The sequence below is a fragment of the Flavobacterium collinsii genome (genome assembly GCF_902804485.1).
GTDB classification, from domain to species: domain Bacteria; phylum Bacteroidota; class Bacteroidia; order Flavobacteriales; family Flavobacteriaceae; genus Flavobacterium; species Flavobacterium collinsii.
In genome coordinates this window covers 35827-61741 of the sequence record NZ_CADCST010000097.1, presented here as the reverse complement: position 1 = coordinate 61741, position 25915 = coordinate 35827, and the positions used below count along the sequence as shown (strand labels likewise).

Sequence of the window (25915 nt, the reverse complement as noted above, 5' to 3'; positions counted from 1 at the left end):
TAAATAGTTTCGTTCTAAAGTGGAATCTTGACTATTATTTCTCATCGCAACAAAATTTATTAAAGTTAAATTTTGTTACCGAAATATCTAACCTTTACAGAAATGACAAACCAAGGTGTGTAATCTTTATAAAATGGACGTTATTTTACGATCAACAACCAGCCTTTTCCTTTTGATACCGGTAATTCATCTTTTACCGTAAAAGTTTGTGCCGGTTGGAAATTCAATACTTCAGGTGCCGTAATAGTGGCTTTTGCCGGATTGATTCCTAATTTTTTCCAGTCGATAATTAATTTCACTTTTACATCAGTATCAGCCCAGCTTGCGATAGAGATTAAAGCAGTTCCGTTTTTTTTGTAAACCGTCGCCAGCACTTTATCGTTTGATGTTTTTACCGGACAGTTTTCGCTCCAGTAGCCAATCATTTCCGAACCTTTAATTCCAAAAGTATCCCATAATTTCCATACCGGTCTTGGGTCTGCATTGTGGCTCCATGGCATTCTGTTGGTCATTCCGTACACCATTCCTCTCCACGGATTTCCTCCGTCCTGTAGCATTTCACCCATCAATCCAAAAGGGATTCCGCTTACTTCCGTCAGGAAAAAGTCAGGATTGTTTTTTTCGTAGTCAAAATATTCTCCAAACCACAGTTTGTTGATGTACGGAAAATGTTCCATATACAAATTGGCACTGTTGTTAAATCCGTCACTTTTGTTGTATTGATTAGCACTGTGGAGGTCAATAATTCCTGGATGCCCGTCTTTGGTAAGGACTCTTTTGATTCGTTTCATGGTAATTCTGTCAAAAGCAACATCATCGAGATAAACGCCATCGATGCCCACATTTTGTGTCAGCCAGTTCATTCCTTCTACATAATAGTTGTGCCAACGGTTCATTCCGCTGTTTACAATGGCAGCGTCTTTAATTTCAGGTACAAACCAGGCTGCAATATAATCGTCTCCCACATGTTCCTGCAGCCAGGAGAATCCGCCTCCTTTACCCGGAGAGTAAATTTCATGTCCTAAACTTCTTAACGCAAAAGTCTCGTAAGCTTTGTTTGAAACTTCTCTAACGGTATTGTAGATTTTTACTTTTAGTCCTTTTTCATGTGCTTCATCGATATAACTTTTCATTTTTTTAAATTCAATGAAAGGATAGTTGATATAAGGATTGATGGCGTTGGCATGGTGAATGTTGATTACTGTTGCCCCGGTTTTTGCAATTGTATCGATATCACTGTATTTGTGATAAAACTTAGTATCCCACTGAAAATCGGTGTTTAGAGCATGAAAAGGGGTGATTAGTAAATTGAAATTATAATACAAAATATCTCCTTTTTTCATGTTTCGGGCTCCGCTGTACGCATTCACCAAAACCGATTTTGGATTGGGAGTGATGGTAATTCCTCCTTTATTTTCGTTCCCCCAGGAAGTTGGAAGCAATAAAGGTTTTTGCAAGTAAAAATTGGTGTTTAACGGACGGCTGTATTTTTCGTCGCGTAAAGAAAATTGCAATCCTGAATTTACATTTCCAATCCAAGCCCCATCCTGATTTTTGTGCGCAACATCCCATTTCCAGTCAAAATTGGCAGGACGATCGCCTCCTTTTTGACCTAATCCCATCATGTATTTTGCAGAAGAGGGCTGAATTGGCATTTGGAAATTGATATCATTAAATACTGCATCTTCAAGTGCCGTGATTTTTACGGTGTACGTTAAAAAACCATCAAATTCTAAGGAAGCATGTACATCCATTTCAAGTGATTTTGATGTAGAAATACTTTCCCAGGAAACGGTTCCGCTTTCTTTTTTCAGAAATTTAAGGCCTGTGTTTTTCCACTGTAGAGATTCTTTTCCTGTGGCATCCAAAAAATGAAAAGCCAACGGAGAACTTAAAATGTCATTGGCTTTTGAACCAACTGTTGTCATTTCGGGTGTGAAATAAGTTTGAATTTGTGTTGGAAAACCATTGGAACCCAAAATTACTTTTCTGCCCAATAAGGAGATTTCTGTATCTTTTACAGTTAATGGAGTGTAAGGAGCAATAACCGTATTCTCCTGCGCTAAAGTAGAGTTTAACCATTTTAGACGTGTCATTTTCTCGGGAGAATCGATGCCGCCGTTTTGCGTAATTTCATTCGTTACTTTGATCTGAAGTACAATTTCTTTCGACTTTCCGTCGGCAGTTACGATAGCTTTTCCACTATAGGTTCCGGCAGCAGCAGTTTGGGGAACATCGATTCCGCACCACAAGGCCTGTATTTTTCCTTTTGAAACTGAAACTGTATTGGCAAAAAACGATCCATCGTATTTAGTCCCGTCAGTATTGATGCAATTGATCTCTTTAGATTCGATGATGGCTCCTGTAGAACTGATTAGATTTGAAAAGGTAACTTTTACGTTGTCAAGATTCTGCAAAGCATAAACACCCAATTGAAAGGCCAGATATTCGCCTCTTAACGCCGTGTCCGAAAAAGTGTTTTCAACTCCTTTCTGAATCCATCTTTGTGGCAAATCATTTTTCATTCGGATAGAATACAAGCGGTCTTCCGGGAAAACCAGGAAGGAACTGCCGCTATTTTTGGCGATAATATCTTTCGTTTCTGCCGCAGTTGCGATTACTTCCATTGGGTAAAAACTGTTGAAAGCATTTACACTCTGAATTTCGGTAACCGTACAATTGTCAGTTAAATTGGATTTGATTTTAGCAAGCCAGGTTGCTGCTGCTTTATCTTCGGGTTTGGCATATACACCTTTTGGATAATTGGCATCACCTTCGTCAATGTATGGCAGGTAATACACATAATAAGTTCCTTTTCCTGAAACGGGTTCAAAGAAAATAGTGCCCTTTTCTCTATTGATGTCAGTTGTTTTTATGTTTTCAATAGTTTTGCCAGAAGCATCCTGAACAATGATTTTTTTCAGTTCGGGTTTTTCGTCTCTTCTGCGCCATTCGATGGTGGTTTTGGCAACATCTCCCGTACCGTTAAAGGCTACTACAACTCTGTGATTCCCCAGTAAGTTAGGGTTCCAGCTGTCGTTACCGTCTGAGTATTTTATTTGCGCAGTTAATGAAATACTGAAAACGAATAGGCATAGAATGAATAGTCTACTCAAAATGGGTTTGTTTTTTAGGTTTGTTTTCATTGCTTTTATTATGTGAGTTGTGAGTTGTGGGTTTTGAGTTATTAGTTATGGGGTTTGGACAATAAACAACAAACCATAAACAATTAAACGATTAAACAGTTAACCGATTAACCATACTAATATACTGCTTTCCAGCCATTTTTTTTCCAGTAGGCGATTATGGGTTTGTAAGGTCCGTATTTATGTTGTTGTTCTGAGAAGTTATCACTAAAAGGGCTGTGTGCATAATCAATAGGTTTGCCCATTTTATTGGGATAATCAAATGTTTTAGGATTGGGTCTGTCGTGTACGGAATCATCATTTACATAGGCCGCAATATCGAGTACCTGCAAGTCAGTAAGATACGGTTTTCCGGGGCTGACTTTATCATACGGCATATTGCTTTTTAGCCATTGTGCCTGTTTGATGACTCTGTGCATACTTGAACCCGGCTGATATCCGTATTGCCCCCAAAGAGGCGGGTAGGTGTAACCGGATTTATCGGCATTGTACTGACCTTCTCCGTTGTTTCCGTGGCAGCGGGCACAATTTTCGATAAAGAGTGCTTTCCCTCTTTCAGGACTTGCGGCTACATCCGGAAATTCAATTTCGAGGTTTTTGGCTCCTTTGAAATCACCATCTTTCGGAACAAATTTGCTGATCCATTTGAAGTACGATAAAAAAGCAACCATTTCTTTGCTGTCGAGTGGAAGTGGTTTCCCGGAATGTGGACGCATGATACAATTGTTGACCCTTTCGGCCAGAGTAAGAACCTTATTTTCACGTCCGCGATATTGTGGATAATTGTCGTGTGAGGACATTAAATTAAAGGCATAAGGTTTTGTTCCTGCATCCTGGTGGCAGTTGGTACAATTCATCTTGTTGCCTAAGTATTTTCCTTTGATTCCGTTTGGACCAATGTAATACGCTGTTTTTAGCATTAATTCTCTGCCATAACGAACTGATTCTCCAAATGGATCGTCCGGAATTTTTGAGGTGTCAATGGTAATATACGAATCATCATCAGCAGTTTTGTTTGCTAATGTCTGCGAATTAGAGGTATTGCACGAATTGAAAACGACAATTGGCAATGCTGAAAAAAGTCCGATAAGAATTGTTTTTTTCATGTCGTAAAATTTTTAACCTGTTTTGTATCCCAACAATCCCAAAGCCTTGAGATGAGCCTGTTCCTTTTTTATAGTATTAACCAGCTGGTTCCAGTTATTTTAATACATAGAAACATAGCTTCTGTTTACTTAAAAAAGGCGTTTCACTTATTTAAAATGTACAAAGCCAACTATGTGAAAGAAATGAGTTTCTAATGGTTTTCTTTTTTGCACCTAAAAATCTATGTCTCTATGTGTTTATAATTTTTTTAGTCTTAACGTCTTGTATTGTCATTTCCAACAAGATCGTACCTTCAATTCAATAGAAATGGTTTTAAGTTTTCTTCGGGAATGAATTGCACCCGATAAGGCGGAATTTCAGATTCTAATGCCCATAATAAAACTCCTTTTTTATTGGTTAAAACCGTAATATGTCTTTTGGAACAACAAGCCAAAATAAGTTCTTTGTTTATCATATAAGCACTTCCCATTCTGTCGTTGTAAACGTCTTTTGGCAATAGTATGTGGAAATCCAGTTTTACAGTTTTACCTTTTTCATCTACTTTTAGTGCAAAAACAGAAGATTGCTTTTTATCGACTCCGTTATCAAAAAACATCAGATTGCCTTCAGGATTGATGTGGGCGGCGTGTGCCTGAGAGAAATCGCTGTCTTGCGACATTTTAAGATTTCCACCTCTTCCTAATTTCCAGAGTACCTTTCCGGTTTTGGCATCTATTTTCCAGATTTGACCGTTGTTGTAAAACGAGATCAGGAAATTACCATCTTTATCATAGTTTAAACTGTTGGCATGCATCCAGTCTTTCTTGGTTTGGAGTAGTTTTTTATCTTTCATGGGATCTAAATCATCAAAAACGCTCCATTTCCAAAGCTGTTTTCCTTTTCGATCCAGAATCAGAATCCCGTCTCCATTAATCGTGTCTTTTTGTTTTCCGCCAATAGAACTTAGATCGGTTATTCTTTGATCGACAAATAAAGTGACAATTTCATTGGCCGATTTTTTGATGATTTCGTGATGAATCACCTGTTTCAGATCGCCCTGTCCTTTTTTGATATGGGTTAAGGTATCTCCTTGTAAATTGATTTCCAGAATCTCACTTCCGTAACTTGTAGGCTCATCATTTTTCCCCAGAATGGCGATAATGCTTTGCTCTTTGGTAAAATGAGTCACTTTAAACCCCGTTCCTTCAACGGTATGGTACCATCTTAAATTGCCTTTATAATCTACAATATAAGCGACTCCCGGTGTTTCTCTTTTGGCTAGTAGCATAAATCCTTTTTTGAAATTTTCCGGTACCAGTTCGGGTTTGGGGCAGTTTGCTTTGAATTGTTTCTGCAGCCATTCCGGCAATTTTCGGGATTTGAAGGTATATACTTTGCTGCTGTCTTTTTCCTGTCCGTTGCCCGTTATCAATTGAAAACTATAATTTGTCTCAGGAGTGATGTTGCAAAAGACCAAAGAATGGGAGCTGCCTGTTTTTGAAATTGGAGAGGTTATTTTGTATTTTATTCCTTTCTGATCAGACCAGTATTGGGCATAGACCTGAACATTTTCATTCGTAGTGACATCGATTTGAATTTTCAATTCGTTGTTACCATGAGTGCCAATAGTGATGTTCTTGATCGGATTGACCTGATTTTTAGAACAGCTTGCGATTGTAAGCAATATCCAAATAAAAACTCCTTTTACTATTATATTTTTAATCATCTGAAAGGCTTCTTTTTATGAGACAGAAAAGTTATACTCTTGGTATTAAAATTATTAAAAAACATCCAGTATAATCAGCTTAACTTCTTTAGGGCTAAAAATCAGGAACAGCAGGTTTTGAAATACCTGCCTGTTCCTGATCTGATTTTTTATTGTCTGTCGGCGTTACTCAGGTTAGGGTTTAAGTCCACCTGACTTTGCGGATAGGTATAATACTTATTTTTAGGCATGGTGATAGGTGCGGTTTCTCCAACTCTTACATGATAGGCGTTTACCAGAACATCAAATTTATTCATTCGGATTAAGTCCTGACGACGTTTTCCTTCATAGAATAATTCCCATCCTCTTTCCTGTAAAATAGCATCTCTTAAGGAAGATTTATTGTAATCTGATATAACCAGCAGTTTGGCATGGGATCTTCCTTTTACCTGATTGATAAGGTCTATGGCTTCTGCAGTTGGACCGTTTATCTCGTTTAAGGCTTCGGCTCTGCTTAACAATACATCTGCATAACGCAATATGTTTACACTGTGACCGTCATAATATGTAGTAGTTTCATCGTCGGCATATTTTCTCGTCGACACATCAGGCATATAGAATTCTCCTTTTGGTGGCTGGGCTCCTAAGGAAGGCGCTTGTTTGTGCAGCAATTTATCAGTACCCATAAATTCCGGGAAGAAACATTTTTTTCGATCATCTTCATTACCAAAAGTGTTGTAAAAATCCCAGTTTACGGTATAATACTGCCATCTGTTTTCAACAACGGGATGGTCTATCGGGCCAAAATGGTTCAAAAGTTCGGTTCCGTTTACATTGGCATCACTAAGGGAAGAAAAGATGTTTTCACTGCACCATTTGTTACTTTCTTTAAAAAGTCCTAAATAAGTAGGGAACAGGCTGTATTCGTTGAGGTTCATGACTTGTTGTGTAAGAGTGGCTACTTTTTGCCAGTCATGATTTCGTAAATACAATTTTGCCAATAGCGTTAAGGCAGCGCCTTTTGTAGCACGTCCTACGTCATTACTTTCATAAATTGCATTTTTCTTGTAGTTAACGGGTAAAACGGCAGCAATATCATTCAAATCTTTAATTAAAAGCGCTTCTATAGTTTCAACAGAAGAAGGCGGTGTTTGCTCCAGATAGTTTGGATTGTCTAAGTTGGCTTCTGTTACGAGGATAACAGGTCCCCATGCATCTGTTAGATCCATGTAAGCAGAAGCTCTTAAAAATTTAGCTTCGGCTACAAACTGAGTTCGTTCTGCGTCCGTGATACCGCTCATTTTGGTAATATTAAAAATAGCAAAATTAGCGTTCGCCACCAATTTGTACATGGCATTCCAGTCTTCCAGAAGCAGACCGTTGGCAGAATTCCATAGTCCCAGAGATAATTGTCCCGGATCACCACCGTATTGGCAATGACCTAAATCTGTAGCGATATCTGTTAAAGCAAAATGTCGTGTGGCCCAATACGAAAAGTTGTCTCCCACGGAAGGACCTTTTAATCTTCCGTAAATAGAATTAATAGAAGCAATAGCATCCGATTTGGTTTGGAATCCATTTGTATCGGTCAAACTGCTATACACGGTAGGATCAAGGTCCTCATTGCATGAAAATTGCAAACCGGCTGTCAGTAAGAGGAATATAATTGTATATTTTTTCATTTTAATAAATTTTATGTTACTAAAAAACTTTTTGACTAATGAATGGCAACCTTAATACCCAAAATGATGGTTCGTGAAGCCGGGAATGAATTAAAATCGATTCCTCCTCCTAAGTTTTGTTTGGTAGTATCGTTAGTGAAATGTCCATTAACCTCGGGATCGTTTCCTGAATATTTTGTAATAGTCAGCAGGTTTTGTCCGATGGCATACACTCTGATATTATCAATGAATTTAACCTGTTTCAAAACACTTTCAGGAATAGAGTATCCAATAGAGAGATTTTTTAGGCGCAGATAAGAGGCTTCCTCGACAAATTTTGAATTGACATAACTGCCATAAGTGCTTTTGTAATAGCCGTCTCTTGGAACATCAGTATTTTCATTGGTACCGGCAACCCATCGATTTAATGCGTCGGTACTTGTTGTTGATTCCCCAACCATTTTGGTCATGTTGTAAACCGAATAATCAAAAGCTCCTTGAAAAAAGATATTTAGATCGAAGTTTCCAATTTTAAAATCATTGTTAAATCCAAGGGTATAATGAGGTGTTGAATTGCCTAAATAAGTTCTATCGGCTGCTGTTATTGCACCATCACCATCTAAATCCTCGTATTTTGGATCTCCCGGTTTAGACAAGGGCTGCGGAGCATATACCTCTCCCGTTTTGATGACTCCGGCATATTTAAAACCATATAGTACCCCCATTTCTTTGCCCGGTTCCAGTCTTGTAAATTCTCGTCCCGAAACAGTTCCGCTTGGGTTAGAGGTGTTTTGACTGATGATAGCAACATTATCGGCAAGAGAAACTACTTCTTGCTTATTGTAAGCAACATTTAATGAGGTAGTCCACAAGAAACGATCGTTTCTGAAATTGGTACTTGTAATGCCTAATTCAATACCTCTATTGTCAATAACTCCGGAGTTGATGGTTTGGGTATTAAAGCCCCACCAGCCACCAATAGGAACTTTAAGAAGTGCATCGGTAGTTCTCTTTTTATAGACATCGATTGTGGCCGTTATTCTGTCATTAAAAAGTCCCATATCTAAACCAATATCGGTCTGAGTAGTTTGTTCCCATTTTAAATCTTTGTTGGCTAAGTTGGCAGGTTCAGTACCATTAGAAAAATTTCCATCTCCAATCGTTACTCCCCAGGCTTTTAAAGTAGGCATAAAAGCATAATCTCCAATACCGTCTGCCCCCGTAACACCATAACTCACTCTTAATTTAAGATCGGAGATCGTTTTGGAGTTTTGCATAAAAGACTCGTTCGATATTTTCCAGGCTACGGCTCCCGATGGGAAAGTACCATAGGAATTATTGCTTCCAAAACGAGATGAGCCGTCCCTTCTTAGGGTAAAAGCAGCCAGGTATCGGTCGTTAAAAGAATAATTTAGCCTTCCGAAATAAGAAGTCAGCTTTGTTTCGATTTTTTCTGTTTCGGGTTTCAAATAAACTGCTGCGGCATCAAGATTGTGATAGGTCAACACATCGTTAGAAAAGCCTGTCCCTGCCGCTTTTAAAAATTCATAAGTGTCTTTCTGATTAGAAGTTCCAATCATGGCACTTATAGAATGTTCGTTTATATTGAATTTATAAGTCAGATATTGATCAGTACTCCATCTAAAATAGGTTTTGTTTTCCTCAGAACCGGATCCCTTCAAAGCTGCTCCCGCTACTAGTGTTCTTGGAGTATATTTTCCTTCGATGTTTTCCTGCCATTCAGCACCTGCACCAAAGTGATAGGTTAGCCCTTTAATGATCTCATAGTCCAAAAACATATTCCCGTTAACCAATCTGTTTATGATATGATCTGTAGGTTCTAATAAAAGTGCTAAAGCATTATCTTTTCCTTGAAATTTGTAATAAGAACCATCAGCATTATATATCGGAATGGTAGGTGGAGCAGTCTGAATAGAAAACATTGGGGATAAAATGTTATCTCCAAAATCGCTGTTGTTTCCTTCGCTGGCGGCCCCGTAAATATTAGTACCTACATTTAAACGGTCATTAAATCTTTTTTCGCCACCCATTCTTACACTGTATCTTTTAAAATCGGTATTTTCGATAGCTCCGGTTTGTTTGATATAGTTTCCCGAAAGAAAAAATTTAGATGTTTTATCACTTCCGCTAAAAGTAATGGTTCTGTTTATTACTTCTCCGGGACGTGTTGCTGCCTTAAACCAGTTGGTATTTGCAATAGGAAAATCAGAAGAAAAAACAGGAGGTCTTCCATTTTCTCTTGCAATTGCATTTTGGATGTCGGCATATTGTTGTCCGTTTATAAGAGAAGGTTCTTTAATGATGCTTTGAAAACCATCTGAGATTTCGGCTTCTATCTGCATTTTTCCTAATTTTCCTTTTTTGGTTGTAATCAGGATAACACCATTCGCTCCTCTTGAACCATAAATCGCAGTAGAAGAAGCATCTTTTAAGATCTGAATGTTCTCAATATCGTTTGGACTTATTGAGGCTCCGGTACTAGTGATGAAACCGTCTACAACATATAGAGGAGAATTAGAGTTATTAAGGGAATTTCCGCCCCTAATTACAATAGAAGGATTTGTCCCGGGAGCGTAGCTGTTTTGCTGTACCTGAACTCCGGAAGCACGACCTTGTAAGGCCTGACCAACATTGGAGATGGTACCTCCTAAATTCAAATTGTCTTTGCCAATAGAACTTACAGAACCGGTAAGGTCTTTTTTCTTGGCTTTTCCGTATCCAATAACTATTTCCTCTAATTTTTGTCCTACCTCTTTCATAACGATTTTTAAAGGCGAGGTTCCAATAGTTATTTCCTGATCTTCCATACCAATGTATGAAACGATAAGTTTGGTCACATTGTCTGCAACAGTAATAGCAAAACTTCCATCTGTATCAGTTTGCACTCCGGTATGGCTTCCTTTTACAACAACATTTGCTCCGGCTATCGGAAGTCCGTTTTGATCTGTTACTTTACCCTTCACTGTTTTTTCAAAAAAGAATGCAATATCAGTTCTGCGATTTATTCTTACGGCTGAGGTCGCTGAAACCTGAACTGTAAAAACAAATACTAAAAAAAGTGTGAGTTTAATCTCTGTACCGGTAAGATTTTTTAGCCTCAAATCTCCGGGTCTTTTTTGGGTTAATAATTTCATACTTAAAATTGGGTTTGGTTAATGTTTATTTGTTTTTTTTCGTTTGTAAGCTTTAGACTTCTTTTTTTTATGAGATAACTTTTTTTAGGTTGTAATTTATCTTCTGACGAAATGGCTAAAAAACAATGGCCGTTCTATTTTAATCTTTTTGTATGGGGCTATTTCTTGTGGTTTTTCTGTTTTTTAGAACCAAGAAAAACCATTAAAAAATCTTGTAATTAACTTATTTTTAAGATTATGATCTAACGAAACTATAGATTATATTTTTATAAAACAAGAAAAAAAAAGAAAAATGTGCTCGAACACACAAAATTTGTGTTCTCGAGCACATTTTTTTGTGCAAAACATTTTTTTTTACTTAAATTCGTGTGGTTATTGTTGAATTACTAAGAAGTAAAAGAGTAATTGTTTTTTGATGTATTTTAGTATTAAATACTATTTTGTTGTGCTATTTGTGTTAAAATGGCAACAGATTTGTTAGTGATGGTTTGGTATTTTTAGAAAGAAATAAAGGCCGTTCTTATGTATTTATTCTGAAAAGTGCCGTGTTTTCTTTTATTAAATTTTAACCTACATTCGTAATTCACAAAAAACAAAAAAAAGATGCCGATTGGAGCAATCTTCAGAATCTGAAATGTTAAAAAATTAACAAAAATAAAAATCAATTATAGTGAAAGAATATCAGGTAGTTTTACGAGATAAGAGACAGAAAAAGGGCATAGAAGATTCTGTTGTTTCTTTTTGGGAAAATGCAAATTGCCTCACTGATTTTTGCTCCGCATGGAAAAGTGATTCATTTTCAAAAATAGAATTCAGAGCTTTTTGGGATCTCGAAAATCTCTTTTTTAAATTCAGGGTTTTTGATGTTCATATTTATTTGGATCAAAAAGACCATAGTTTTGATAGTATCAGAAATTCAGATCGTGTAGAATTATTTTTTAGGACTAATGAATCTTTAGATCCGTATTATTGTTTAGAAATCGACACAGCTGGACGTGTAATGGATTTTAAAGCACGTCCCGATAAAGACTTTGATTTTGATTGGAAATGGCCTAAAAAAGATTTAGAAATCACGACTTCAAAAGATGCGATCTCTTTCACTGTCGAAGGTCGAATTAGTATTCAATCACTAAAAGATTTGAATTTAATACAGAACAACACTATTGAAGCAGGGGTTTTTAGAGCGAAATTTGCTCAGAATATAAATCAGGAATACGAACCTACCTGGATTTCGTGGGTAAATCCTAATACTGAAACACCTAATTTTCATATTGCTTCTTCTTTTGGGAAATTTATCTTGATGGAGTAGTGGCTTCTGAAGTAAGATGGTTTTTCCACAAAGATTCACGAAGGAATCACAAAGCTTCATGAAGTTTTTTTACATTTTTTGTGTATTTAGGCTTTGGGGCCAGGAGTCTTGTGACGGTTAATTTAAATTTTTAAGGATAAGTTGAATTTTAGAAACAATCTCGCAAAGGCGCTAGGTCGCAAACTTTTTTATGCGTGATGCTTATTGTTTTTATTTGTATGTTTCGTTCCTATGGAATTTTTGCATTACGAAGTTTTGTTTCAGCAGGTTTATATTGTTTTAGATTAAGAAAGATCTGTAAAATCTGTCAGATCTACTGGAAAAACAAACAGTAAAGAATCGATACCAAAAAACCTTGCAGCCTAGCTAGGATCATTAGTTTGATTAAAAAATATCCGCGTAAATCTGCTTAAATCTGTCAAATCTACGTGAAAAAACAAAGATTCAATAAGGCAAACGTAATAGTACACGGATGGTACTGATTCGCTTTGCGAAGACGCGGATTAATACGGATTTTTTGCTTGTTTTGTGACTTTTTGAAATAGATCAATACTTTGAAGGAACTCTGCGAAATGCTTTTTCCTGCAGAGTTTTTTTAAGTCATTTTTTGTGTATCTCTGTGTGAGCTTGGTGAGGCTATGTGTAACAAAACGCTGCAAATTTTAAGAAACGTAAAAAGAAGCATTCTCAACGTTAATAATATCGATGGGTAGTAAAATGGTTTCCGGAATATCTTTTCGGAATAAAAAGTGCTCCACCAAAGTACTAACACCTAAATAAGCCTGTCTCTTTTGATTTTGATGAATTAAGAAATGAACCAGTCCCTGATTTAAAAAGTTGACATTTTTCTCTACTAAATCGTACCCAATAATCGCAATCTTTTTATTTTGAACAGAAGACAGAATAGAGGCAATTTGATAAGCTTTTGAGGTGGTGATAAAAATTCCTTTCAGATTTGGATTTTCGTCTAAAAATGCAGAAAATTTAGTTTCAACATTCGGATGTTTTAATTTTAGAGTAGTCAGTGAAAAGCTGCGGATTTTTTTCTCATCAAAATAACTTCTGAAACCCTTTTCCTTTTCCTGCATGTGCACAGCATTTTTAAGGCTTTCGTCAATATGGATGATGGCAATCTGGCCTTCTGTTAAAATCAGATTCATTAAACTGGCAGCTACACGACCGCTTTTATGTAAATCCTGTCCAACAAAACTTTTAATGGATTCGCCTTCAATCTGGTTGTTAAACGTATTCACCATGATGTTTAAATCATCGTATTGTTTTACGATTCCCACTGTTTCTTTGTGGAATAGAGGAGCAATCAAAACCGCATCAGGCGATTTCTTGACAATTGCTTCATTGGTGCTTAAAAATGATTTGGTGCTTTCCGGATTAAAAAAGTGTGTTTCAATAATAACACTATAAGCTTTAAATTCGGTAATAGCATCCTGGATTCCGTTTACACAGGGAAGCCAGTAGGGATCAATTTCAGGATCGGGAAGTAAAACACAGATTCTGTAAACCTTTGTGTTTTTTAAATTTCGTGCAATTAAATTCGGCTCATAATTGATGACGTTCAGGACTTCATTTATTTTATCTAAGGCCGCAGGAGAAACTTTTCCTCTGTTATGCAAAACCCTGTCGACAGTTCCTTTAGAAACTCCGGCCATTTTTGCTATATCCTTAATGGTGTACTTTTTATCCATATAAGCAAATATAGAAACTTTGATTTAATTTTTTTAAAATCCTGTAAGAATTAATTAGTGTGCTCGAGAACATTTTAATTGTGTGTTCGAGCACATTTTTCTTTTTTTTCTTGTTTTATAAAAATATAATCTATAGTTTCGTAGAATCAAAATCAAAAGAATAAAACAAATCCTTAACCAATTTGCGTTGTAATTTATTGTTTTACAGTGCTTTATTATAAAATTTTTAAGTGAAAAAAATTACTTCATTAGCCCCGGGCAGAACCTGCCTCTTCGGAGACCATCAGGATTATTTAGGATTGCCGGTTATCGCCTGTGCAATCGATCGAAATATACAACTATCTGCCGAACAAAACCTAACTCAAACATTTGTTTTAAATATGATTGATATTAATGAGATTCGTATCATTGATATCGATGCCACTTTCGACAAATTAGAGCCCAGAGATTATTTTGCTTCGTCCTTACGGGTATTGCGCAGATACGGTTGTGTGCCTAATGTTGGCTACGACATTACCATTACTGGAGATATTCCAATAAACTCCGGAACGTCGAGTTCTTCCGCTTTATTGATGGCATGGATTCGTTTTTTAATCGATGCTTTTGGAATTGATCGTGAAGTTACTCCCGAGTTTATTTCTAAATTAGGTTATGAATCTGAAGTTTTAGAACATGGAGAGCCAGGCGGAATGATGGATCATTTTAGCATTGGGGTAGGGAATATCGTGTATATTAATACCAAAGATCCTTTTTCGTATAAAATAATAGGGACGAACTTAAAAGGCCTTGTTACTGGAGTTTCAGGAGTTCCAAAAGAAACTATCGGTTTGTTGGGAGAGATAAAAGGAAATGCTTTAATGTCAATTGATATTGTAAAGCAAAACTTCCCTGATTTTGATCTGCATGCTTCCGAAGTAGAAGATCTGGACCGCTATCGAAATTGTCTGCCGGACCGATTGATTCCTTTCTTCGAAGCAGCCTTAAAAAATTATCATTATACCAAAGAAGCTTTAAAAGAGTTTGAAAAACCAGTTTTAGATCTTAAAAAAATTGGGGAATTGATGAATCTGCATCATGAGGTTTTACGCGATTTATTAAAAGTTACTGTGCCCCGTATTGATGCTATGATCAATGCCGCTTTACGTGCAGGTGCCTATGGAGCAAAAATTGTGGGTTCCGGTGGTGGCGGAAGTATTGTCGTTATCGCAAATCCGGAAAAAGAAGATTTGGTTATCGAAGCCATTTTAAAAGCAGGAGCTCTGGAAGCTTATGCCGTGTCCGTTGATCCTGGCGTCAGGGTTATTGAAAATGTGGAGATTTAAGCTTTGAAATGTGAAATGTGAGAGGTGAGTTTTGGGGACCTGAAACTTGAAGCAATACGCAGTTTTCAGTCGCAGTACACAGTGAAAACTGAGATCGAAAACTGAGACCGAGAACTAAAATCTGAAACCTGAAACTTGAAACATGAAACTTCAAACCTTAAACAATTTTAATCCAATAGATTTAAGGAAATTCAAAATGAAAAATATATAAATATGCATAACAATTTAGTTATTCTTGCGGGTGGTGCATCCTCACGCATGAAAAAAGAAGCCATTTCAGACAATTTATCTGCAGAAGAAATTGCGCAGGCAAATGAAAGAAGTAAAGGGTTAATAGGAGTTGGAGCAAGCGGAAGGCCTTTGTTGGATTATCTTTTGCTAAACGCTAAAAAAGCAGGATATAAAAACATCTACATTATCATTGGTGAGCAGGGTGAGCTTTTTAAAGAATTTTACGGAAGCCATAACACTGATAATGATTTTCACGGACTCAATATTTCATTTGCTGTTCAGTACATTCCCGAAGGAAGAGTTAAACCATTTGGTACTGCCGATGCTTTGTTTCAGGCGGTAGAACAGTTTCCGGAATTAAACACACAGCAATATTCAGTTTGTAACAGTGATAACTTGTATTCAGCAGCTGCTTTATTGGCGCTTAGAGAAACTAATAGTCCAAACGCTTTTATTGCTTACGATCGTGAGGCTTTGGAATTTCCTTCTGAAAGAATTTCCCGATTTGCTATTGCCAAATTGGATGAGAATAATCAGCTATTGGATATTCTAGAAAAACCTTCAGCCGATGTTTTGGCTGATTATAAAGACGTTGAAGGAAAAATAAGAGTAAGTATGAATGCTTTTAAGTTCAACGGAAGTACTTTGTATACACATTTAAAAAATTGCCCTGTTCATCCCGAACGCGACGAAAAAGAACTACCTACAGTATTATTAAATGCCGTAAAAGAAAACCCAAATACAACGTTGGGGATACCATTTTCAGAACACGTTCCGGATCTGACTGCTAAAGAAGATATTGCCGATGTAAAAGAATATTTAAAGCAGCATTATCCGGTTTTAGACTGGAACGCTTAAAAAAAATTAACAAAAAATTGATATCTAATTTACAGATAAGTATAACTTATTAGACTATTTTTGTTTTAAAATTGCAAAAAATACGCACTGAGTTGTGTTTAAATTGCAATATATTTGCAAAAAGTGTTGATGTTATTTTAGATGGATAAAACAACTAATCTATTAACTATCAACCAAATAAAATTATGTCAAAAATTGAGACTGCAATACCTATAGAAAAGAGGAGTTCGATCATTCCGATGATTATTCTGACCGCATTATTTTTTATATTGGGATTTGTCACCTGGTTAAACGGACCTTTAATTCCTTTTTTCGAATTAGCGTGCGAGTTGTCTTCTTCTCAGGCTTATTTTGTAACTTTTGCTTTTTATATTGCCTATTTTGTAATGGCAATTCCATCATCCTGGGTAATTGAGAAAGTAGGCTATAAAAATGGTATTTCTTTAGGATTATTAATCATTGCAGCCGGAGCATTTATGTTTTATCCGGCCGCCGAAAGCCGAACTTTTTTATTGTTTCTAATTGCTTTATTTATCATGGGAACCGGTTTGGCTATTTTGCAAACGGCTTCCAATCCTTATGTAGTAGTGATTGGCCCAAGAGAAAGTGCAGCAGCCAGAATTAGTGTACTGGGAATTGCAAATAAACTGGCAGGTTTTGTAGCGCCATTGATATTAACAGCTTTGGTACTGTCAAACATGCAGGAGTTTACGGCAGATAAAATTGCGCTTTTGGACAGCGTTTCCAAAACAAATGCTTTAAATACTCTTGCATTACAATTGCAAAGACCTTATCTTTATATGGGATTGATTATAATGGTTTTAGCACTTTTGGTAAAACTGTCCCCGCTTCCGGAAATTGATCTGGATGAAGAAGGAAATGTAGCGCATTTGAGTATTTTTAAGCAAATCAGAAACGCTTTCAGACGTCCGCAATTGGTGCTGGGAGTAATAACTTTAATGTTGTATTTAGCAGCCGAAGTTTTAGCAGGAGACTCTATTGGAGGATTTGGAAAAGAATTAGGAGTATATGGAACCGAAGGGAATTTTTATTTAAAATTGACTTCATTTACAATGTCGGCAATGGTTGTGGGATATATATTGGGGATTACACTAATCCCAAAATATCTTTCGCAGGTAACAGCCCTGAAAGCGTCAGGAGTTTTGGGTGTAATTTTAGTATTGGCAATAGTTTTGATTTCGCCAAAAATTATGATTCAGCTGCCTGGAATCCCAAGCTTGCCGGTTGTTATTCTTTTGGTAGCATTGTTAGGACTGGCAAATGCACTTTGCTGGCCGGCAATTTGGCCAATGGCATTAGAGGATTTAGGGGGATATACTAAAATAGGAAGTGCAATATTGATTATGGGAATTATTGGAGGAGCGATTTTTCCTTTATTCTACGGAATGATCACAGAAAATATAAATGCATCAAATATCGCAAACGGTACCGCAGGAATTTCAAAAAGCGGGAATCAAATTGCTTATTTAATGCTCTTACCATCGTATTTAATGATCCTTTTTTATGCAGTAAAAGGACATAAGTATCGAAGCTGGTAAAGTGTAACGAGAAAAATTAAAAAGACTATATCATGTTAAAAAGTAAAATCGACAAAGCAACGGGGTTCGAGAAACGATTCGAAAACATCAATACAGTTGTTTTTGAAAATTCTGGCGATGCGTCAAAAGCAGTAGCTCAGGAAATTGCGGCTTTAATTCAATCCAAGCAAAAAGAAAATAAACCTTGTATTTTAGGCCTGGCAACTGGTTCTTCTCCAAAAGGATTATATGCTGAACTGGTACGTTTACACAAAGAAGAAGGCTTGAGTTTTAAAAATGTAATTAGTTTTAACCTGGATGAATATTATCCAATGGAGCCTAATTCAATCAACAGTTACGTTCGTTTTATGAAAGAATTGTTGTTTGATCATGTCGATATTTTACCTGAGAATTACCACGTTCCGGATGGACTTTTAACTAAAGAGCAAATTGCGGATTATTGCCACGATTACGAAGCAAAAATAGAAGCACTTGGCGGAATCGATTTGCAGATTCTTGGAATTGGAGGTAACGGACATATTGGTTTTAATGAATCGGGATCGTTACAAAACTCTAAAACACGTTTAGTGGCTTTAGATCATATTACCAGAGTAGCAGCAAGTAAAGACTTTTTCGGATTAAGTAATACACCAAGAACAGCAATTACACTTGGAGTTAAAAAGATCATGGAAGCCAAACAGGTAATTTTACTGGCTTGGGGAGAAGGAAAAGCAAATATTGTAAAAAAATCAGTAGAAGATGAAGTGACCAACCGTGTACCGGCTTCATTTTTACAGGAACACAACAATGCTGTTTTTGTTTTAGACAAAGAGGCTTCTTCAAAACTAACCAGAATCAACAAACCATGGTTGGTAGAAAAAGTGATCTGGACCGATAAATTGACTCGTAAAGCAGTTTTAGGATTAGCACTTCAGCTTAAAAAACCAATTTTAATGCTTACCGATGCCGATTATATCGAAAACGGAATGAGTGATTTATTGGCTGATTCAGGTCCTGCATACGATATCAACATCAAAATATTCAATAAATTACAAAATACAATCACAGGATGGCCGGGAGGTAAACCAAATGCCGATGATACCAATCGTCCTGAAAGAGCAGAGCCTGCCAGAAAAAGAGTATTGATTTTCAGTCCGCACCCGGATGATGATATCATCAGTATGGGAGGAACTTTTATGCGTTTGCAGGAGCAGGGACATGAAGTGCATGTGGCGTATCAAACCTCTGGAAATATTGCAGTAGCCGATGATGAAGCTTTGCGTTTTGCAAGATTCGTAATTGATTACAATGAAAAATTCGGAATCAAAAGTGCCGAAGCAGACAATATTTACCAAAAAGCGGCAACTTTCTTAACCAATAAAAAGAACAGCGAAATTGATATTCCTGAGGTTCGTTACATCAAAGGATTAATCAGAAAAGGAGAGGCGAGAGCGACCAGTCATTTTGTAGGTTTAACGGATGACCAGATTCATTTTATGGAATTACCATTCTATGAAACCGGAACAATCGAGAAAAAACCAATTGGGAAAGAAGATATTCAATTAACGATGGATTTAATTGAAAAAATTAAACCACATCAAATTTACGCTGCAGGAGATTTAGCAGATCCACACGGAACACATAAAGTATGTCTGGACGCTATTTTTGAAGCTGTAAAAGCACTGAAACCAAAATCATTTATGGAGGATTGCTGGTTGTGGTTGTACCGTGGAGCATGGCAGGAATGGGGAATTGACGAAGTAGAGATGGCTGTGCCAATGAGCCCGGATCAGGTATTGGCAAAACGCCACGGAATCTTCAAGCATCAATCTCAAAAAGATGGTGTTGTTTTCCAGGGAACCGATGCCAGAGAATTTTGGCAAAGAGCCGAAGACAGAAATGCCGAAACAGCTGCTTTGTACCAACAGTTAGGTTTAGCGACCTATGCCGCAATGGAAGCTTTCGTGAGATGGCATTATTAAAAAAGGGACTAAGGTTCAGAGGTGCTAAGGCACTAAGGTTTTAAGTTTAAATATTCGCCACGAATTCATGAATTATTCTAAGTATAATTTGTGAATTCGTGGCGAAATCATTTACCCTAATAGCTGTTTTTTATTAATCGTTAGTTTGGCAGTACGTTTAAAAAAAAAGGTTAAGGCCCTGCGACTGTAAACTGCGACTGAAAACTGAGACTGAAAAACTGAGACTGAAAAACTGAGACTGAAAAACTGAGACTGAAAACTATTTTTTAATCTGTGGCAAAAGAAAAAATTAATAGCTTTGCAACTAATCAGAAGCAAGAGAAAAGAAAATCTTTCCTCTTGCTTCTTTTTTCTTTATAAAAAAATGGAACCAGACAAAAAACTTCTCATCAAATTAGCCCATACCAAAATGCCTTTCGGAAAATACGAAGGCCGTTTTTTAATCGATTTACCAGAATATTATGTCGTTTGGTACCACAACAAGGGATTTCCAAAAGGAGAACTAGGACAGCAATTGGCGCTTATTTATGAGCTAAAATTGAACGGACTCGAGGAATTGATCCGTAATATTAAAAAACAATATCCTAAACCTTTAAAATAGTAAGAAAAATCCTTTGTAGTTTGATTTTTTTTATCTAAGTTTGGAATACAAAATATTATAATTTCCAAAAACAAATTGATACCACAGAATTCAAGACTGAATTTTTTAATGTGTACAAGTCAATGTTTTAGAATTATAATATTTTTTTTATGTCAAAACTTACTTCAATAGCAAGTCTTACTTGCTGGTACGGAAAATACCCTTGGTATTTCCCTTATTTTTTGCATTCCTGTTCTTTTAATCTAAGTGTTGATTTTTATATCATCACAGATAATCAGGAGAAAATCGAAAATAAGCCTGAAAACGTCACCATCGTTTTCAAAACCCTTCATGAAATAAAAGTTTCAGCCTCTGAAAAACTTGGTTTTACTGTAAACATTGATTACCCCTATAAATTATGCGATTTTAAGCCCGCTTATGGCTTTTTGTTTCCGGAAATTATAGAAGGTTATGATTTTTGGGCGCAAAGTGACCTTGATGTCATATTTGGTAACATCCGATTATTTCTGACCGAAGAAATGTTGAATTCTTATGATTTTATAAGTATGAGACATGATTATACTACAGGTTGTTTTGCATTGTACAGGAATAATGTGCAAATGAATACCTTTTTCATGAAAAGTAAAGATTACAAGCTGGTGTTTTCAAATCCGAAGCATTATTGTTTCGATGAGTGCAACTTCGCGTGGGATTCTTTAACAATGGGAAGATCGATTTTTGAAATTCAAACTGAGATTGTCAGTTTTACTCATTTGGTTAAAGCGGCAGAAATTGCTAAAGAGATAAGAACGCATTTTGATTTTATTATTGTAGAAGGACATACAGGAGAAGTTGTTTTCGAAAATGGTAGAATTATCTATAAAAATGAATTAGAAGGATTATTGTTTCATCTTTTCTGGATTAAAAAAACATATTCTCCCAAAATTCCCCCAAAGAAAATCCCAAACAGATACAACATAGGTCCAATTAGAATCACACATTAACATTTATATTGAATTTTTTAATAAATACAAAATGAATAATATTCATAGTAATTTTTGTTAAACCAATTAAAAAAGAAAGATTATGAAAGCTTTAAGAAAAATGAGTTTTGATGCTTTAGTAGAGAATATCTCTGTTGAAGATATGAAGTTGATTATTGCTGGTAGTGGTTCATCTCCGAGTTGGGGACCTTACAATCAACCGTATTACACTGGTGGAAGCGGATCTGGAAATATGGGATATTATGCTTCAGATAGAGGGATGTCTTCGCAGTTTACACCAGCAGGAACATTATTGTTTACTCCTAATGGAGATTACAGTAATCCATCGATTTCGTCTAACCAAAATACTTATGGTTATGGAACGACTAATTATGGGGGAAGTTATGGTAGTGGAAGTTATGGAGGTGGAAATAGTAGTAACTCTATAGCGAATGGTACAAACTGGGTAACTACAGGAAACGGAATAAGAACAACAAATCCTTTAGAAATAGGACGTATTTTAAAGTTTATGGAAAACAATAATAGTGTATCAAATGAACCTATGTTTTGGAATAAGCTCACAAATTTTTTAAACAATGAGCAAACCTATGGAGGACGTATTAACAATGATGCATTGTATGGTACTTTTGGTGCTGAACCTCTAAACAATGTAACAGTTGTAAACAAATTTAAGACAGCTGGCATTTTACCTCCGGGAATAACATATGAAACGAATGGAGGATTATCCATATTGGGGCTTATGATGGGAAGTGGAGGTTATGGCACGAACGGTCAATCGGGTTTTACAAGTTTAATTCAGTCTGGTACAAAAGCGATATTAGTTCCTTTTACAAAAGAGGAAATCGTAAATGGTTTCAGTAAAATTGATTTTGCAGGAATGTCTTTAGAATCAATTCCAGATTGGGATCCAGTTAAAAAAGAACATAATTATATGAACTCTTTCCAACCTAATATGAAAATTAATGTAGATGGGGCAATAGCAATAGCTTTATATGAGCAATTGTCATTGACAGTTTATGATAGTGATGGTTCTGATAAAGGTAATGCGACAATTGGATTTGGGCATAAATTGCATGCTGGACTTATAACAGCTTCGGATATTAAAATGATTACTTTTGATCAGGCAATTTCTTATTTAACTAGTGATATTATCAAAACTGAAAATATGCTTAATAGGAAAATTGAAAATTTAGATTTGACAGGTAAATTTAGTAGAAATCAGTATTTTGCTTTATTTGATATGGCTTATAATAGTGGAGGTAATTCAGATAGTATATTAACCACAGTCCTTAATAGTATGAAGTCAGGAGGAGTTAGTGCTGCAAATAAGGCTATTGAAAATGCTTACTATAATGCAGACCCAGAGAGAGGAATAATGGATAGACGATATTTTGAGGCCCAAGCTTTCGTAAATGATAGAATATTGACGCCAGAGCAAGCCAGAGCTGAATTAAAAAATTTGGGACTAAAAAAATAAGAAATGAAAAATCTGTATTTAATATTATTGTTGTTGTTTTTTATATCATGTAAGAAAGATATAAAAAAGGAGAGAAGTACTAAAGGAGATTTGAATAATCTTACAGAACTTAAGTTAGATATTGGTCTACCAAAGCCATATAATGATTCTCTAAGTTTATTATCTTTTATGTCTTCAGACAGTATCAATTACGATAAAAAAATTCTTAAAATTGATTACAAAAAGAAACTGGATAGTCTATATGAGCTAATGGATGAAGAACTAAATATTATAGGTTTTGAAGATCATTTTATAGAGGATGCACGATCAGGATTAGATCAATTAAAAAAAAGCTATATTTTGGACCAAAGTGCAGCGGAATTTATGTGGGGGGCATCATATGGTACAAATTATCGAGCTTATCGAATAGATGAAAATGCATTTAAACGAATTGAGCAAATGATTTATAAAAGACGTTATGAAGAATTGCTTATTTTTAATTATCATCTGCGCACTAATCTTACCAGATGGTGGGAAGACCCTAACACTTTTTTATATAGAAAAAGATTAAAAGATGTTATGCCTAAAAAAGTGATGGACAGTATGTATCCTAAGAAGAAAAAAAGGAACCGTGAAAGTACAATATGAAGATTTTAAAATTCATCTGATAGGCTTATTCTTAATGATAATTTTTTGGATGACTTTTTATAAAGTATGTGAGAAGTTAAAATTTTTCACTGAAGATGACCTCTTTTTTAATAGTAAAACGTTGAGCTTTTACTGCATATGTGTTCCTATAGTAGTAGCCTACAGTATTGCTTTTATCTTAGAGTTTATTGAATTGTATAATCAGTAGTTACAGTGAAAATTGATTTAGTTAAAGAGTATAATCTGTGAAAGAAATCTGTAATGTTCAATAAAACAAACCCGAATAATAAAGTAAGAAAAATCCTTTTTTATTCGGGTTTGTTTTACTACATTTGAAATTGAATTGTAATAGTTTCCAAAAGCAAGTTGATACCACAAGGGCAATTTTAAAATTGCAAATAATCAACTTTTAGAAACTATATGATTTGTATGTTTAAACCCGCTTCAATTGCATGTATTACCTGTTGGTATGGAGAATACCCCTGGTACTTCCCTTATTTTTTACATTCCTGCTCTTTTAATCCAACTATTGATTTCTATATCATTACTGACAATCAGGAGGAAATCAAAAACAAACCTAAAAATGTCAAAATCGTTATCAGAATCCTTGATGAGATAAAAGTTTTAGCCTATAAAAAGCTAGGTTTTCAGATAAACATTGATACCCCCTCAAAATTACGTGATTTTAAACCCGCCTATGGATTTTTGTTTTCTGATATTATTAGAAAGTATAAATTCTGGGCTTTCCATGACATTGATATTGTTTTTGGGTCAATTCGAACTTTCTTTCCTGATATAATTTTAAAATATGATATAATCAGTAGCCGACCACAGTATATAACAGGTTCGTTTTGTTTGTTTAGAAACAAAGAATATATCAATAGATTGTTTATGAAAAGCAAAGATTATAAAAAGGTTTTTACTAATCCTGAATATTTTGGTTTCGAGGAATGCAATTTTCTTTTCGAAGAATTAAAAAGGGGAACTTCAATATTAGAGATAGACAATCGAATAGAGAGTATGACCTATATAATTAAAAAAGAAGAGAGAGAATCCAAAATAAAAGTCTACTATAATTTTCTATACATTGATGGTATATCTAAAGATATTGAATGGAATAAAGGGGTATTGACTTATGATAGATTTTTAGAAATCATGTTTTACCATTTTAAGGAATTTAAAACTTCCTGCGCACTACAAAGTGTGTTAAGACCTATGCCAATGCGATACAGTATTATAAAAACTGAGATACTGGAAGCTAAAGAGATATAATTTGTTAGGGAGAATTAAAGAAAAATATAAAACTAAAACAAATAATAAAAATGTCGCAAATTAAAAAGAATATCGCTCTGTTTTACTTGCTGTTACTTTCGTTTAATGTTGTTGCTCAGGACGGAAATAAAAAATCATCAGCAGGAGGACCGGCGACGGCAAATGAACTTGTTGGTTTTTGGAAAATGATTCCGTTGCCAAATCCTAAAATAAACAAGATTAATCCTTGGCCACAACCTTACCAATGGTTTGAGTTTTCAAAAGATGGAAAAATAAGTTCAATGATGAGTGATGAAAATACAGAACATTCCTCTAATGAATTGCGCACTATTTTTAAGGTTTTCTCAAAAAACAGAGTTCCTAATTATAAGGTTAATGGTTCTTTTGTAACTATTGATAATCCTGAAATTAAGAATTATCTGGAAATATGGGGAACCAATATTTTTGCAAAAGATATAGAAGAAATAGCAAAAAAAGGAGATTTGATGATGACATTAGACGATGGAACCCAAACCGGAAATGTTGTTTATTATAGATTGTTAAGAAGAGTAAAATGATCTTTAAATAAGAAATATGAAAATAAAATACTTACTTCTTTTTGTCGCTCAGATGTGTTTTTCACAAACTAATTCGATTGATGAATTAATCATTGAAGGAGAAAAAGCATACTTAGATAATAACTTCTTGGCGGCAAAAGAAATTTATACCAAAGCAACAATTCTTTATCCAAAAAACCAAAATTTTTGGTATAATCTTGCCGGATCAGAACTGAAACTTGGGGAGATGAATAATGCCTGTGAGCACTTCTATCAGGCTTATTTATTGAATGATGGAGAGGTTTTACCATTAATAAAACAAAATTGTCCTGATTTTAGGAATGGTTCAATAATGTCGTTAAGTGATGTTGAAGAAAAACCAAAATTTATTTATAAAGGCAAAGAATATTTGTTTTTTGAGAATAATGAGATAAACCCTAAATATTCTGATATCTTAAAAAGTAAGTTTAAAAATTCTCGAATCCTGACACAGAACTTTAGAGGACGTTTATATATCCAGTTTAAAATCACTGCAAATGATTCACTAGATCTTAAAATAAATGGAGTTACTGGAGATGAAAAGAAAGTCAAGGAAATAAAAGAAGAAATCAATTCTATTTTTAATACAATGGTTATTTATGTTTCGGCTAAAAACAAAGGAGTAAATGTTGATTTATGGGATAAATGGGCACTACCTATTGATTCCAAATAAAAAAAAGTAAT

18 protein-coding genes are annotated in these 25915 nt (G+C 35.4%); 12 read left to right on the top strand and 6 right to left on the bottom strand.

Translation table 11 applies throughout. The annotated features are described in order from the left end of the window. Positions 1-140 precede the first annotated feature (140 nt). The 5 genes from FLA105534_RS14970 to FLA105534_RS14950 form a co-directional block, all read right to left on the bottom strand. Positions 141-3146: a glycoside hydrolase domain-containing protein gene (locus tag FLA105534_RS14970; RefSeq protein WP_246253248.1), complete on the bottom strand. Its 3006-nt coding sequence runs from the start codon at positions 3144-3146 to the stop codon at positions 141-143. Positions 3147-3262: 116 nt separating this feature from the next. Continuing rightward, positions 3263-4252, bottom strand: a complete 990-nt coding sequence (locus tag FLA105534_RS14965) for a c-type cytochrome (protein ID WP_173966925.1) — start codon at positions 4250-4252, stop codon at positions 3263-3265. Between the two features lie 293 nt (positions 4253-4545). Then, positions 4546-5958, bottom strand: coding sequence for an aryl-sulfate sulfotransferase (locus FLA105534_RS14960; protein WP_173966924.1), 1413 nt, complete (start codon positions 5956-5958; stop codon positions 4546-4548). A 149-nt stretch (positions 5959-6107) separates the two neighbouring features. Next, positions 6108-7619 (bottom strand): RagB/SusD family nutrient uptake outer membrane protein, encoded by a 1512-nt coding sequence (locus FLA105534_RS14955; RefSeq protein ID WP_173966923.1) that lies wholly within the window; start codon positions 7617-7619, stop codon positions 6108-6110. Between the two features lie 35 nt (positions 7620-7654). Beyond that, positions 7655-10753, bottom strand: coding sequence for a SusC/RagA family TonB-linked outer membrane protein (locus FLA105534_RS14950; protein WP_173966922.1), 3099 nt, complete (start codon positions 10751-10753; stop codon positions 7655-7657). A 670-nt stretch (positions 10754-11423) separates the two neighbouring features. Between FLA105534_RS14950 and FLA105534_RS14945 the strand changes: the two genes are divergently transcribed. After that, on the top strand, positions 11424-12062 hold the full coding sequence (locus FLA105534_RS14945; protein ID WP_173966921.1) for a sugar-binding protein: 639 nt from the start codon (positions 11424-11426) through the stop codon (positions 12060-12062). A 662-nt stretch (positions 12063-12724) separates the two neighbouring features. Here FLA105534_RS14945 and FLA105534_RS14940 read toward each other — a convergent pair. After that, the gene (locus FLA105534_RS14940) at positions 12725-13765 is read right to left on the bottom strand and encodes a LacI family DNA-binding transcriptional regulator (protein ID WP_173966920.1); all 1041 of its coding nucleotides are present in this window, start codon (positions 13763-13765) and stop codon (positions 12725-12727) included. A gap of 230 nt (positions 13766-13995) precedes the next feature. Between FLA105534_RS14940 and FLA105534_RS14935 the strand changes: the two genes are divergently transcribed. The 11 genes from FLA105534_RS14935 to FLA105534_RS14885 all read left to right on the top strand — a co-directional run bounded on the left by FLA105534_RS14935 (position 13996) and on the right by FLA105534_RS14885 (position 25904). Further along, positions 13996-15087: a mevalonate kinase family protein gene (locus FLA105534_RS14935; RefSeq protein WP_173966919.1), complete on the top strand. Its 1092-nt coding sequence runs from the start codon at positions 13996-13998 to the stop codon at positions 15085-15087. A gap of 213 nt (positions 15088-15300) precedes the next feature. Further along, entirely contained in the window at positions 15301-16176 is an 876-nt protein-coding gene (locus FLA105534_RS14930; RefSeq protein WP_173966918.1) for a sugar phosphate nucleotidyltransferase, read from the top strand. Positions 16177-16361: 185 nt separating this feature from the next. Further along, on the top strand, positions 16362-17735 hold the full coding sequence (locus tag FLA105534_RS14925) for a sugar MFS transporter (protein WP_173966917.1): 1374 nt from the start codon (positions 16362-16364) through the stop codon (positions 17733-17735). A gap of 32 nt (positions 17736-17767) precedes the next feature. Next, a complete protein-coding gene (nagB, locus tag FLA105534_RS14920) occupies positions 17768-19696 on the top strand; it encodes a glucosamine-6-phosphate deaminase (protein WP_173966916.1) in 1929 nt (642 codons plus the stop codon). 364 nt (positions 19697-20060) lie between these two features. Next, positions 20061-20297, top strand: a complete 237-nt coding sequence (locus FLA105534_RS14915) for a DUF3820 family protein (RefSeq protein WP_173966915.1) — start codon at positions 20061-20063, stop codon at positions 20295-20297. Positions 20298-20446: 149 nt separating this feature from the next. Continuing rightward, positions 20447-21280: a DUF6625 family protein gene (locus tag FLA105534_RS14910; protein WP_173966914.1), complete on the top strand. Its 834-nt coding sequence runs from the start codon at positions 20447-20449 to the stop codon at positions 21278-21280. Positions 21281-21362: 82 nt separating this feature from the next. Continuing rightward, positions 21363-22757 (top strand): glycoside hydrolase family protein, encoded by a 1395-nt coding sequence (locus tag FLA105534_RS14905; protein ID WP_173966913.1) that lies wholly within the window; start codon positions 21363-21365, stop codon positions 22755-22757. Between the two features lie 3 nt (positions 22758-22760). Then, the gene (locus FLA105534_RS14900; RefSeq protein WP_173966912.1) at positions 22761-23384 is read left to right on the top strand and encodes a hypothetical protein; all 624 of its coding nucleotides are present in this window, start codon (positions 22761-22763) and stop codon (positions 23382-23384) included. A 429-nt stretch (positions 23385-23813) separates the two neighbouring features. Beyond that, positions 23814-24656, top strand: a complete 843-nt coding sequence (locus FLA105534_RS14895; protein ID WP_173966911.1) for a DUF6625 family protein — start codon at positions 23814-23816, stop codon at positions 24654-24656. A 50-nt stretch (positions 24657-24706) separates the two neighbouring features. Continuing rightward, on the top strand, positions 24707-25213 hold the full coding sequence (locus FLA105534_RS14890) for a hypothetical protein (protein WP_173966910.1): 507 nt from the start codon (positions 24707-24709) through the stop codon (positions 25211-25213). Between the two features lie 16 nt (positions 25214-25229). Further along, on the top strand, positions 25230-25904 hold the full coding sequence (locus FLA105534_RS14885; RefSeq protein ID WP_173966909.1) for a tetratricopeptide repeat protein: 675 nt from the start codon (positions 25230-25232) through the stop codon (positions 25902-25904). Positions 25905-25915: the final 11 nt, after the last annotated feature.